Raw genomic sequence first — 13,950 nt, forward strand, 5'->3', positions numbered from 1 at the left:
TTTCTGTATTTTTGTACTCCAATTTTAAGATACTATGCAAACAAATCCGGAAACCAACAAAGACATCTCTTTTGAAGATTTTACATCTGAAGTCATGAACGATTACAAGATTGCTGTAACCAGCCGTGAGTGTAGTTTGTTAGGGCGTCGCGAAGTTTTGACTGGAAAAGCAAAATTCGGAATTTTTGGCGACGGAAAGGAAGTTCCACAACTTGCATGGGCAAAAGCATTTAAAAATGGAGACTGGCGAAGCGGATATTACCGAGACCAGACGTTTATGATGGCGATTGGAAAACTAACCATTCAGCAATTTTTTGCTGGATTGTATGCGCATACCGATATTGAGGCAGACCCAATGAGTGCCGGACGCCAGATGGGTGGCCACTTTGCCACGCATAGTTTGCATGAAGATGGAAGCTGGAAAAATTTAACAACTCAGAAAAATAGTAGTCCAGACATCTCTCCTACTGCTGGACAAATGCCACGTTTGTTAGGATTGGCACAGGCTTCAAAGATCTTTAGAAATGTAAAAGGCATTGAAAATAAAACCAACTTTTCTATCAACGGAAATGAAGTTGCGTGGGGAACGATTGGAAATGCAAGTACCAGTGAAGGATTGTTTTGGGAAACTATTAATGCTGCCGGCGTATTGCAAGTACCTATGGTGATCAATGTTTGGGATGATGAATATGGAATTTCGGTACATGCGAGACACCAGACCACCAAAGAGAATATTAGTGAAATTTTAAAAGGATTTCAACGTACCGAAACTGAAAAAGGCTACGAGATCATTCGTGTCAATGGTTGGGATTATCCAGCCTTGATCGAAGCATACGAAAAAGCAGGAAAAATTGCTCGTGAAGAACATGTTCCTGTCCTTATCCATGTATTACAATTAACACAACCACAAGGACACTCTACTTCTGGTTCACACGAACGCTATAAAAGTGAGGAGCGTTTGGAATGGGAACGTGAATTCGATTGTAATGTTAAAATGCGGGAGTGGATCATTGAAAATAATTTTGCTTCGGAAGAAGAACTTACCGAAATGGAAAAGTCAATTAAAAAGGAAGTCCGTGAGGGTAAGAAAGCTGCCTGGGAAGCGTTTTTGGCTCCGCAAAAAAAGGAGCTTCAGGAAGCAATTACATTGTTAAGTAATCTGGCTGAAAGTTCTTCTAATAAGAATTTTATAGAAAAAATTAAAAATGACTTAGCTGCTGAAAAAGAGCCGTTACGTCGTACAATAGCTGCTTCAGTTCGGAAAGCATTGCGGTATGTTGTCACTGAAAAATCTTCAGAAAAAAGACAATTAATCGACTGGATTGATAACTATTTTGAAACCATTCAGCCAAAATATTCGGCTCATTTATATTCTGAAGCTTCCGAAAATGCAACAACCGTTTCCGAAATACAACCTACATATAAAGATGGTGCAGAGGAAGTCGATGGTCGCGTTGTATTACGTGATAATTTTGACGCTATTTTCAGCAAACATCCTGAAGTACTCATTTTTGGAGAAGATGCTGGTGAAATTGGAGATGTCAATCAAGGATTGGAAGGCATGCAGGAAAAGTATGGCGAATTGCGCGTTAGTGATGCCGGAATTCGAGAAGCAACTATTCTGGGACAAGGTATTGGGATGGCGATGCGAGGCCTACGCCCTATTGCAGAAATTCAGTATCTCGATTATGTATTATATTGCTTACAAATTATGAGTGACGATCTTGTCACGGTGCGATACAGAACCAACGGAACTCAAAAAGCACCATTGATCGTCCGTACCAGAGGTCACAGACTGGAAGGGATCTGGCATAGTGGTTCGCAAATGGGCGGATTAATTCACCTGCTTCGAGGAATGTATATACTCGTGCCTCGAAATATGACTAAAGCGGCAGGATTTTACAATACATTGCTGGAAACAGACGAACCTGCCTTGATTATAGAATGCCTCAATGGTTACCGTTTAAAAGAAAAACTTCCTACCAATTTAGGTGAATTTAGAACTCCAATTGGAGTCGTTGAAACGGTTAAGGAAGGAACTGATATCACTTTGGTTTCCTACGGAAGCACCTTACGAATTGTTGAAGAAGCTGCCAAAGAATTGCAGCAGGTGGGTATCGATGCCGAAGTAATCGATGTACAATCACTGTTACCTTTGGATATTAATGAAGATTTGGTGGAAAGTGTAAAGAAAACCAGCAGGTTACTGGTAATTGATGAAGATGTCCCTGGAGGAGCTTCGGCTTTTATTTTACAGCGAATTGTAGATGAACAAAATGGATATCAGTATCTAGACAGCAAACCACAAGCGTTGGCTGCGAAACCACACAGGCCCGCATATGGGACCGATGGTGATTACTTTTCAAAACCTTCAGCAGAAGATATATTTGAAAAAGTCTATGCGATGATGCATGAGAGTGATCCTGCTAACTTTCCGAAGTTACGATAGAAAAAGAGTTATGAGTTAACATACTCATAAAGAGCGTACTGTTCTAGAAGTTTCATTGTATATTTAGTGGAAAACACTTTTATTATGAAACAGAAATACATGTTACGTACGCTATTCCTTATAATTGGTCTTACCTTAAGTGCTCAAAATGCAGAAACAGCATACATCCCTACTTCACAGGTTCCTGTAGAGGTAACTAAAAAGCAAGAATTACTTTTTCCACAAAAATATGTCGAAGGCTGGCAGGTTATTTCAGATAATCTTTCGGGACCTAATCTTTATATCTGTAAATTTAAAGAAAGTACAGAAAGTGGTTTTAGTGCAACGTACACCAGTAATGGAATCTTAGTTTATCATTCGAAATTTCTACCAGATACTGCCCTGCCTGAAACAGCTATTCTGAAGATTCGAAACGAATATGATGACTTTAAAATTCAAAACGGTTATTTTATAACGATTCCTTCCCCGAAGCAAGAACTATACAGAATTGATTTACTTGATGAAAATAGAGTGCGGTATGTTTATTACACTACAGATGGAAGGGAAATTCCAGAAGAATCATTGCCCTTAGAAATACGTTTATTTGAAAAATAATGGATTGCGTACAAAATAAATTTGGATACTATCAATATTTATCTAATATTTGAATTCTAAACATTTAATAAAAAAGTAGATGTTACGTATTGCAACTAATAATTTGAATACAAATAACGCCAGGACGTAACAGAAACTTGTACACGATATTGAACCGTCAAGTTTTTACACTTGGCGGTTTTTTTTTGTAATACCTTGAAAGTAAAAATTAGAATAAAACCGATAACCAACAGATTTCTGCCTAAGTTTATCTTGAATGATAATCGATGTGCGGAAATGAAAAAACTTTAATTTATGTGCGGAATTGTATGTGCGTTCGATCTTAAAAGGCCAGCCGAAGAGCTGAGACCACAATTATTAACCATGTCAAAGTGTTTAAGACACCGAGGACCCGACTGGAGCGGAATTTACGACTCCAAAAAAGCAATTATGGCGCACGAGCGTCTTGCAATTGTAGATCCAACCTCAGGCAAGCAACCGCTTTTTTCTGAAGACAAAAAACTGGTACTCGCAGCCAATGGTGAAATTTATAACCATATGGAAATACGGGAACAGTTAAAAGAAAACTATGCGTTTCAGACAAAAAGTGATTGTGAGGTTATTCTCGCGTTGTATAAAGAAAAAGGTGTGTCCTTTTTGGATGATCTAAATGGGATTTTCGGATTTGCATTGTATGATGTTAAAACCAATGAATATTTAATTGCTCGCGATCATATGGGGATCATTCCGTTATATATGGGTTGGGATAAAGATGGAACTTTTTATGTGGCTTCAGAATTAAAAGCACTGGAAGGTTTCTGTACAAAGATAGAGTTATTTCCTCCGGGACATTATTTACATAGCAGCGACGGAAAACTGGTGCGCTGGTGGAAGCGTGACTGGATGGAATATGATGCAGTAAAAGATAATGAAACCAATATAGAGGACCTTCGGAAAGCTCTTGATGCAGCTGTACACAGACAATTAATGAGTGATGTTCCTTATGGGGTTCTTCTCTCTGGCGGATTGGATTCCTCGATAACTTCGGCTTTGGCAAAAAAATATTCAGACAAACGTGTCGAAAGTGGTGACACTGAAGGTGCCTGGTATCCAAGATTACACTCGTTTGCCATTGGATTGGAAGGTTCGCCAGATCTTTCCGCAGCTAAAAAAGTTGCAGAGCATTTGGATACGGTTCATCATGAAGTTCATTTTACGATACAGGAAGGAATCGATGCATTACGAGACGTGATTTATCATGTAGAAACTTATGATATTACAACCATTCGTGCTTCAACACCTATGTTTTTATTGGCACGAGCAATCAAAGCAATGGGAATTAAGATGGTGCTATCTGGCGAAGGTGCCGATGAGATCTTTGGCGGATATTTATACTTTCATAAAGCACCTTCCGCAAAAGAATTTCACGAAGAAAATGTTCGGAAACTGGACAAGCTTCATATGTATGACTGTTTACGTGCGAACAAATCGTTGGCTTCCTGGGGAATTGAAGGTCGTGTACCATTTCTCGATAAAGAATTTATGGATGTCGCCATGCGTTTAAACCCGAAAGATAAGATGATCATAGCAGGGCAAGGAAAACCTACCGACAGACAAGCCATGGAAAAGTGGGTATTACGTGAAGCATTTGCCGATATGCTTCCTGCCGAAGTAGCCTGGAGGCAAAAAGAACAGTTTAGCGATGGTGTAGGATATAGCTGGATCGATACGCTAAAGGAGATGGTTAACAAGGAAATAAGTGATGATCAAATGGCAAATGCGAAATACCGTTTTCCTATTCAGACACCCACCAGTAAAGAAGAGTTTTACTACCGTACCATTTTTGAAGAACACTTTCCTGGAGATGCAGCTGCTTTAACTGTACCTTCTGTACCTAGCGTGGCGTGTAGCAGTCAGGTGGCATTAGATTGGGATGAGAGCTTTAAGAACATGAATGACCCGAGTGGTAGAGCGGTTGCAAAAGTTCATGATGATGCCTACTCAAAATAAATAGGTATAAAAAAGATATTGAATGAGCCATAATTTTTGAAGTTTGTGGCTCATTTTTTTATTACTGTTAATTCCATTATAAATCAGTGCCAATAAGGGTTAAAGGTCATTGGATACTATGATAGTGTGCTTATCTTTAAGTATGGAAAAGATATTAGTAGCCGGTGCCACTGGCACCACAGGAAAAAAAGTTGTACAACTATTAAAAGACTCAGAGCACTATCAACCCGTAGCCATGATTCGGAAGGCGGATCAAAAACAGCAATTCGAATCAGACAAGATTGAAACTGTGATGGGTGATTTGTCTCAGGATGTTTCAGCAACAACCAAAGGTATTGATAAAGTGATCTTTGCAGCAGGTTCTGGTGGAAAAGATGTTGTAAATGTTGACCAAGAAGGTGCAAAAAGACTGATTGACGCTTCCAAAAAGGAACACATAAAGAAATTTGTGATGTTGAGTTCTATGGGAGCCGATAATCCGCAAGGAGAGCTTAAGGAATACCTAGATGCAAAACAAAATGCCGATCAGTATTTGGACATTAGCGGATTGACCTTTACAATCGTACGCCCAGGAAGTCTTACTAATGATGAAGGACTTGGAAAAATTAAGCTTCAAAAGAAACTAAATGAACAAGGTGAAATTCCACGTTGGGATGTAGCCAGAACGTTAGTAAAAAGTTTAGATACTGAAGTGGCTAAAAATCAGGCTTTCGAAATTTTAAAAGGAGAACAGCAAATTGAAGAAGCTGTACAGGCATTTCAGATATAAGAAGTGCTAAGCAAATATTTAAAAAACGCCAGACAATGTCTGGCGTTTTTATTTAGTAACATAACTTATAATCAGTACATAACATTTCTTTGATCTCATCTTCAGAAAAACCTAAAGAAATCATATCTGCTTTTAAAGCCTCTATTTCTGGTTTCAATTCTTTAAATTGTTTTGCAGTTAGCAGTGTGAAATTTTGCAATTTTATCGAAGTTAAATCCGGAAACTTCTCTTTACTCACGGCCCATTGATACTCTTCTCCAGGCTTTAATAAATTATTATCCACAAAAAGGTGTAATTTATTTCCGGTCACTCCTACTTTGGTCATATGGTCGCTATCTGCTTTCTTAATCAGAAAATAACTTTTATCATCCGGCTCATCGGTGATCCATAAAAAATGTATTTCTGGAATATAAATTTTAATGCTGTCGTTTGGTGCCAGTTGTAAATACACTCTATCATTGCGATAGGTAACTCCCAGATGTTCTCCTGCTGCTTTTTGCTTGGTAAATTTTTTCCAGACATACGACAGATATTTTTCTGAAAACGATGCCGTTTCAGCAACACGTTTAAAATTGGGAATAGCATCAAAACCTGCTTCTTTGTTTTCTCCTATATCGTATAATTGTCCGCTTTCATCGACCAGCAATACATTTTCTGAAGCCCCTACTTTAATTGTATTTTCAGAAGTGATCAAACTTCCTTTCTTCAATTTATTTCCATTAGCCAACGCTGGTTCTCCCGTCACTTTGAAAACACAATAATTTGTCTGAGCAACAAGCGTTTCAGAAAAAAATAACGTAGCGATAAGCGCTATTGATAGATATAACTTTTCCATGCGTATTTTGTTTTTAAGTATTTAATTAGAATAAGATAAATGCCAATACATTCGACACTTAGCAAACAAACAGCTATTATTCCTGTGGATTTTAAATAAATATCGGCTGTCAATAAATACAGTGCGATATATAGAAAAACTACGGTAAAAAACAACTGTACTAATTTTTTGGTAAATGTATAGCGTGCTTTGGCTTTTTTATTTAACTGAATAAAATAGACCAAACTTATATAGGTTAACAGCACCGTAATAAGGATAAGAATCCAATTAGGAACTTTATAAATAAAGTCATTGGTAAGCAGCATTTGCAACGTGTTGGCATGAATCACAATTCCGTTCATGTCTGGAATACTTTTTCCAACGGCCTTTGCATTGAGGGGTGTAAAATGTTTGTCCTCTACATCAAAAGGATTCCCTAACGGAACTCCAAGATATCCCAGCAGAATAATTTTATCTTTTAAAATAGGGAGTGCTTCATCTTCCATTACCTCATCAAATCCAAAGGTTAAAAAATGAGGCTGTCCGCCATAATATTTAATCGTGTTTGATTGCTGAAGTTTTTTTTCAATTGCTGAAAATTCTTTAGTAGAAAGTACCTGCTGTGCGACTTTGACGGGAAAGGAATATACTTTTTTATTCTGTATTTCTGAAACGCCTTCAAACTCCCGAATGACTCCATTTTCAGCATCAAAATTAATGTTCGAATAACCTTCGGTAGTCGTTTTATTTCTGAAAAACTCATCATTGGATACAATTCCATCTCCCACAAAAGCAAAAGAATTGACCACATTCGGTTTTTGTAACTGAAGCTTCAGCAACGAATCTGAAAAAGCTTCCCGCTCTTCTCTAAAGATAAGATCGACTCCAATTACTTTGGGTTGCTGCTGCTGAATATGATCTAGTAATTCGGCCAGTTCAAAACGGTCCCGATGTTCTATATTGACCAAAATGATTTCCTGGTTGACAGGATACTCCTCCCCCATCTTTTCGGTATAAAAAAGATCCAGAAAACTGAAATCCTTGAATGCATTGGCAAAAGGATTAAAAATAGAAAGATTGACTAAAATAAAAGAAGCAATACCTAACACCACAAACGAAAACAGCATGCAGTAAAAAGCTTCCCGAAAGAGTAGTTTTCTATTCCCCATGTTTCTTTTTTTTAAGCTTAACAGTATTTGACAAAGCAGAAGCGACCAGTCCTGCTGGCACTGTAATGATTCCTAAGCCAATGATGAGTATAAAAAAGGTAAAGATTTTTCCTCCGATAGTTATTGGGTAAATATCGCCGTAGCCAACTGTTGTTAAGGTAGAAATCGACCACCAAAGGCTCGTAAATACTGATGAAAATTTTTCGGGTTGCGCTTCATTTTCGAAGTAATAAATCCCGATAGCCGACAGGTATAAAAGGATTCCGGTAATAATGAGAAACAAAATAATTTCTTCACGAGCATCGACAGCAGCCTGCTTGAAGCGTCTTAATGCCTTGTTATACCTTACCAGCTTTAAGATTCGAAACACTCTAAATATTCTGAATATCCGTAAGGATCGTAGGTCTAGCCCAAAAGATAAATAAAAAGGTAGAATCGCTAGAAAATCGATCATTCCATAAAAGCTTAAAATATACTTCCACGGTTTTTTTGAGTATATAATGCGAAGGATATATTCTACCGTAAAGATAGACACACAAAACACTTCAAACCAATACAACAAACTTCTCGTGCTGTCTTTAAGATGAGGCAACGTTTCAATAGAAAACGCCACCAGTGAAAGGATGATGAGTATCTGTATAAAGATATCAAAACGTCTCCCGTTCTTGGAGTTGATGTTGGTGATGATGTTTTTTAAAGTAGCCAAAATATCAATTTACCTTAAACATCGTTTCGTCAAAGTCTGGATTAATTTCTATTACTGGATAAGTCGTTATGGTAGTCACATTTACTTCTGTGCCACTCATATCAATTGTACTTGTCATTTCCTGCCTAAAAGAATAAAGAATTCCACTTACACTTCGGTAATCAAAGTAATGTATCCAGTTTTTTGAAACCATACCACCCATTTTGGAATCCCAATCAACATACGTAAGTAATCCTGTATTTACACTGTAGTAATATTTCTTCTTTTCGGTGGTTTTACTTTGAGTGTTTTCCATGATGGTTTCTTCAGGAGTCTCCAGTACATAATATTTTTTGCCATTAAACTCTTCTACTCCCAGATAATTTACAGTATAGGCTTTCTCGAGCAGTTTATATTCCTGAATATAATTAGAGCTGTTGCTTATCATATTCATAGTTTGTCCTGGAGCAACTACCCAAGGAACATTACTTGTAGTTCTTGTGTATACTTTTTCGTCTTTTACCAAAGTTTCAACATAGGTAGAAGTTCCTGGTGTTAATGAGGAAACCGTTGTAATCTTATTAAGAAGGGTTGAGGAATCTAAGTAATGCATTTCTAAACTAGTAGTGACTGCTACATCGGTTCCACTTACCTTCATTTTCATTTCATTTTTTTGGTGTTGGTATAATTTATCTATCCGTTTAATTTTATCAACACCTCCCAACGCTTCAAGGCTTTTACGCAAAATTTTTTCCGCATTCATTTCATCTTCATCAATATTTGTATCATCACGATCTCTTACGTTTTCTTCACTTACGGAAACTCCAATATCAATGACTGAAGCAGATTGCCAACCATTTATAAGAGATTCGAGTCGATCTGTTACTGTTGTTTTTGAATTGATTGCGTGGTTGCTCTCAGCAATAGTTTCCAGAGCTTCGGTTAACTGCTTTCGGTTTGCACCAAAATCATTTAAAACTTTTCCGGCAAATTCATCTGCTTTCATTTCATGCTGTTTTGAAAGCGGAAATTCATGATTTTTAAGGTGGTGTGCCACCTCATGGGATAGTTGTAGCAATGCTGCCCAGTCTGTAATGAGATATGAATCTAATCTTGTTTTAAAATCTTCAGCAAGTAAAAGTATTTTTTCTCCATTATACACAACAGCTTCGGGATACTCCTTCTCATAGGGCATCTCCATAAAGCTTGAAGCCTGATAGAAATTTAGTTCATTTAACGAGGTCCCATTGGATACAATAATCTTATCTACCAGCCTTTGAAAATTTTCTTGTGCATAGGTAGTATTTGAGATTATCAATAGACTTCCTGTTATAAATGTGAGGAGTACTTGTGTTTTCATAGTTACATATTAAGTAGGATCTCATGAAATCTTTCAGATACGGGTAGCGTTTGTTGCCCTTCCAGATTAATAAAACCAAGTATTTTACTTTCAGGATCGTATAACAAACTCAATTGCTCGCTATCCATTTTTATGATTAATTGCTTGGTTGGCTCATACGAGGAGTCTTCAGTATATGCCTGCCAATTATAAGAGGAATCATCCAGCAAATGCACAATAAATGCATCCCCTTCTTCCTTATTTAATCCCTTTCTAAAAACAAGTTGATTTGAATATTCCTTGGCGGTACTGTCAACAAGTTTTTTTTCGATATCAAACACTTCAATAGTCGAAAAATATGTCACCATATCATAAGTGTCTTCCATTAAAAAACCTTCAATATTTTTAACTTGATTGATATTGGCTACGGAATCTACTTCGGTTTTAGGGAGCTCCCGTTGCGAATTACAACTCATGACGCTACAACTAATGCAAAATAAAATGGCAATTTTCTGAATGTTCATCTAGCTGCGTTTTATATCAAGTACCATCAATGCCATCGTCCCTTTTTCATATTCGGCTTCAAAGCCCATTTTTCCGTCTTTTAATTTTACTTGATCCTTAGCAATCAATTCGTCTTTAAAAATTATATAGAGTTTGTCCATCAAGTCACCGTCCATAGCATCCAATCGTTGTTTGGCTTCATTGACATCTACTTTGTTTTCAGAAAAAATAACCACAGAATAATCAGATGCTACATCGCTATTTAATCGGAACCAATATTGCTCTCCAGGTACGATAACCGATGTATTTTCATACGCGATATATGGACTTATTTCTTCCTGATGTGGAAACAACACTCCACTGTCACCATTGCTATCGGCTCCTATCACATACACGTATGCGGGTTTGCTAACTTCAGCATACATACGGTAGCGCGTATTGATTGGATAGGCAGTTTTTGTGGTATAATCACCAATACTTTGTACCTCTTCGTCCATCACAACGTCCTGCCATCCTAATACTGTTTTTTTATAATCTCCAGCCCCTTTAGAAACATCCATCTTACTTCCATCGTACAACTTTAGGGCTAACTGACCCGCCAATAATTTCTTTTCTTTTTTATCTTCCTGAATGATTTTTTTCTGCGGAATCATCTCGAACGCATAGCGAGTATGGTTGGCAAAGTCGTCATAACGCACCCACATCAAACCATCATTGCCCCAATTGGTTCCCCAGCTGTTTACAATTTCGAAAGAACCACCATACTTATCATCATCATAGCCTATAACACACATGGCGTGACCACCTGTAAAATCTCCTCCGTCCGGTTCAAATACATTTTTGGCTGAATAAAACGAATTCTGAACCATAAAACCAATGATTACAGGGTTTCCATTTAACAGCGAACGTTTTACCGATTCAATTTTTACAATATTGGTTTCATCGCTTCCATAGAGGCGTGTAAAATCTTTGATCTTGTTTTGCTTTGCCGACTCTACTAATGCATCTGGAACAGCTGTATCGCATAGTACATCATATTCATTAAAGAAAGGAGTTCCCATTTCGACCATGGTCTCCATTGCCTTCCCTATAAAAGCGCCCCCCTGGCAGTTGTAATCATCATCAACATTAGCATTGAGGTAAGTAAACACAGGTGAATAAGCATTTTTGTCAATTTCGACTTTATCGGTCATATTTCGCCTTCTCGCATTTAAAATGGTACGGCCATAATAGGCTGCAGACCAACCCACACAAGTACCATATCCCTTTTGGTTTCGGATAGTTGGTAAGAATTTACGAAGGGAAGTACGCGGCTGTTCTCCCACCACATCCTGAAAAGCTACATTTCTAGCTTTCATTGGAACATCTTCATAGGCTTCATCATCTAGCAGCAATCCCATACGTGGAATGTCCTGGCCAAAAATGGTACATGGAAATAGGAAAATAAGTAGTAAAAAAACTGATTTTTTCATTGGAAATAGTGTTTATCATTGCTAATGCTAAATAAACAACATCCCTATAAAAAAAAATATACCCATTAGCGGGTATATTTTGAATGCTTATTGTGAAGCAATTACAGCATTTCTCAACGTATTACGGCAACCATTTCTTGTCAAAATTAGGAGCACGCTTTTCTAAAAAAGCGTCACGACCTTCTTTTGCTTCGTCTGTCATGTAGGCAAGACGAGTTGCTTCGCCGGCAAAGACCTGTTGACCTACCATACCATCGTCTGTCAGGTTCATGGCAAACTTGAGCATCTTTATACTGGTAGGTGACTTTCCAAGGATTTCCTGTGCCCAATCAAAAGCAGTCTGCTCCAACTCATTATGAGGTACAACGGCATTGACCATTCCCATCTCAAAAGCCTCTTGCGCATTGTAATTCCTTCCGAGGAAAAAAATCTCACGAGCTCTTTTCTGGCCTACCATTTTGGCAAGATAGGCGCTTCCATAGCCGCCGTCAAAACTGGTGACATCCGCATCGGTTTGTTTAAAAATTGCATGCTCTCTACTAGCTAAGGTCATGTCGCAAACCACATGCAGACTATGTCCTCCTCCCACTGCCCATCCTGGTACAACACAGATTACTGCTTTTGGCATAAAACGTATCAATCGTTGGGCATCCAATATGTTTAATCGATGATACCCATCTTCCCCAACATAGCCCTGGTGACCCCGAACTTTTTGATCGCCTCCACTACAAAAACTCCAAACACCGTCTTTGGTCGAAGGTCCTTCGGCCGATAGCAATACAACACCAATACTCGTATCTTCCTGCGCGTCGTGTAAAGCGTCCAACAATTCTGAAGTGGTTTGAGGTCTAAACGCATTTCGCACATCAGGTCTGTTAAAAGCGATACGTGCCACATTGTGTGACTTTTTATAGGTGATATCTGTATATTCTTTTGCGGTTTTCCAATCGGGTTGCAACATAATTCTTATTTTTACGTCAAAGATACTAATTCCCGCGAAGGCGGAAATCTCATCAAACAATTTCTATATACCATGCGTACCTTATTTATTTTCTTTGGAAGCTTTTTAATAGCAATGACCTCTTTTGCTCAAGAAATTTATCGATTTACTCCTCAGATAAATCTGGAAGCAACACCAGTAATTAGTCAGGGACGAACAGGAACCTGCTGGAGTTTTTCTACTTCCTCTTTTCTGGAGTCTGAAATTATTCGGCTAACAGGGAAAGAGATAGATCTTTCTGAAATGTATACGGTAAGAAATACTTATCCAAAAAAAGCTGAAAATTTTGTAATGCGGCAAGGAAAGGCACAATTTAGTGAAGGCGGATTAGCACATGACGTGATGAATTCGGTACGGGAATTTGGACTCGTACCAAATAGCGCGTATACAGGTCTGGATGTTTCCGAAGAAAATCACAACCATGCAGAACTGGTTGCAATACTAGAAGCTATGGTAAAAACCTATGTGGATAATCCTGGAAGAAAACTCAGTAAAAAATGGCGTCCGGCCTTAAATGCTGTTTTAGACGCATATTTAGGTTCAAACCCAAAGAATTTTACTTTTGAAGGAAAACAATATACACCCCAAAGTTTTTTGGCAATTACTAAAATTGTACCAGACGATTATGTGACGGTGACCTCTTTTTCTCATGCGCCCTATTATCAATCCTTTATTTTAAATATTCCAGATAACTGGAGTTACGGAAGCATGTATAATGTCCCATTAGATGAAATGATGCTAGTTATTGATACGGCACTCGAAAATGGATTTACAGTAGAATTGGATTGTGATGTAAGTGAAGCTACCTTCTCGAGTAAAGATGGCGTGGCTGTGGTTCCTGCTGTTTCAGAAAATAATATCAAAGCTTTACAAGGGTTGTATCCCGAAATGAAAATTGAACAACAGTACAGACAGGAGGAATTCGAAAATTTTACCACCACAGATGACCACTTAATGCATGTTACAGGCACAGTTATTGACCAGAACGGAAACAAATATTATACAGTAAAAAACAGTTGGGGAACCGATGAAAAGCGAAATGCCAATGGCGGCTATGTGTACTTTAGTGAGGCATATATGCGTTTAAAAGCTATTAGTGTAATGGTACATAAAGATGCACTGCCTAAGACAACAGCTTCAAAACTTAATATATAGTTGGCGTAATT

The 13,950-nt window shown here is 38.0% G+C and carries 12 protein-coding genes; 5 read left to right on the plus strand and 7 right to left on the minus strand.

What is annotated here, in order from left to right:
• Positions 1-34 precede the first annotated feature (34 nt).
• The 4 genes from ACFQO1_RS07035 to ACFQO1_RS07050 all read left to right on the plus strand — a co-directional run bounded on the left by ACFQO1_RS07035 (position 35) and on the right by ACFQO1_RS07050 (position 5,801).
• Positions 35-2,449: an alpha-ketoacid dehydrogenase subunit alpha/beta gene (locus ACFQO1_RS07035; protein WP_380217282.1), complete on the plus strand. Its 2,415-nt coding sequence runs from the start codon at positions 35-37 to the stop codon at positions 2,447-2,449.
• An 84-nt stretch (positions 2,450-2,533) separates the two neighbouring features.
• Complete coding sequence (locus ACFQO1_RS07040; protein ID WP_380217283.1) at positions 2,534-3,043, plus strand: hypothetical protein; 510 nt, start codon at positions 2,534-2,536, stop codon at positions 3,041-3,043.
• Positions 3,044-3,337: 294 nt separating this feature from the next.
• Complete coding sequence (asnB, locus tag ACFQO1_RS07045; RefSeq protein WP_380217284.1) at positions 3,338-5,032, plus strand: asparagine synthase B; 1,695 nt, start codon at positions 3,338-3,340, stop codon at positions 5,030-5,032.
• A gap of 142 nt (positions 5,033-5,174) precedes the next feature.
• Positions 5,175-5,801 (plus strand): SDR family oxidoreductase, encoded by a 627-nt coding sequence (locus tag ACFQO1_RS07050; protein WP_380217285.1) that lies wholly within the window; start codon positions 5,175-5,177, stop codon positions 5,799-5,801.
• Between the two features lie 52 nt (positions 5,802-5,853).
• Here ACFQO1_RS07050 and ACFQO1_RS07055 read toward each other — a convergent pair whose 3' ends face one another.
• From ACFQO1_RS07055 to ACFQO1_RS07085, 7 genes are all read right to left on the minus strand, one after another.
• Positions 5,854-6,636 (minus strand): hypothetical protein, encoded by a 783-nt coding sequence (locus ACFQO1_RS07055; RefSeq protein ID WP_380217286.1) that lies wholly within the window; start codon positions 6,634-6,636, stop codon positions 5,854-5,856.
• A complete protein-coding gene (locus tag ACFQO1_RS07060) occupies positions 6,612-7,784 on the minus strand; it encodes a CHASE2 domain-containing protein (RefSeq protein ID WP_380217287.1) in 1,173 nt (390 codons plus the stop codon). The genes ACFQO1_RS07055 and ACFQO1_RS07060 overlap by 25 nt, the downstream gene beginning before the upstream one ends.
• Positions 7,774-8,490, minus strand: coding sequence for an ion transporter (locus tag ACFQO1_RS07065; protein WP_380217288.1), 717 nt, complete (start codon positions 8,488-8,490; stop codon positions 7,774-7,776). The genes ACFQO1_RS07060 and ACFQO1_RS07065 overlap by 11 nt, the downstream gene beginning before the upstream one ends.
• Positions 8,491-8,494: 4 nt before the next feature.
• A complete protein-coding gene (locus tag ACFQO1_RS07070) occupies positions 8,495-9,829 on the minus strand; it encodes a LolA-like protein (protein ID WP_380217289.1) in 1,335 nt (444 codons plus the stop codon).
• 2 nt (positions 9,830-9,831) lie between these two features.
• A complete protein-coding gene (locus ACFQO1_RS07075) occupies positions 9,832-10,332 on the minus strand; it encodes a hypothetical protein (RefSeq protein WP_380217290.1) in 501 nt (166 codons plus the stop codon).
• Entirely contained in the window at positions 10,333-11,784 is a 1,452-nt protein-coding gene (locus ACFQO1_RS07080; RefSeq protein WP_380217291.1) for a C1 family peptidase, read from the minus strand.
• A gap of 121 nt (positions 11,785-11,905) precedes the next feature.
• Positions 11,906-12,745: a 1,4-dihydroxy-2-naphthoyl-CoA synthase gene (locus tag ACFQO1_RS07085; protein ID WP_380217292.1), complete on the minus strand. Its 840-nt coding sequence runs from the start codon at positions 12,743-12,745 to the stop codon at positions 11,906-11,908.
• Positions 12,746-12,817: 72 nt separating this feature from the next.
• Between ACFQO1_RS07085 and ACFQO1_RS07090 the strand changes: the two genes are divergently transcribed.
• Positions 12,818-13,939 (plus strand): C1 family peptidase, encoded by a 1,122-nt coding sequence (locus ACFQO1_RS07090; RefSeq protein WP_380217293.1) that lies wholly within the window; start codon positions 12,818-12,820, stop codon positions 13,937-13,939.
• The last annotated feature ends 11 nt before the right edge of the window (positions 13,940-13,950 follow it).

This window comes from Jejudonia soesokkakensis, from assembly GCF_042664795.1.
Lineage (GTDB): Bacteria > Bacteroidota > Bacteroidia > Flavobacteriales > Flavobacteriaceae > Jejudonia > Jejudonia soesokkakensis.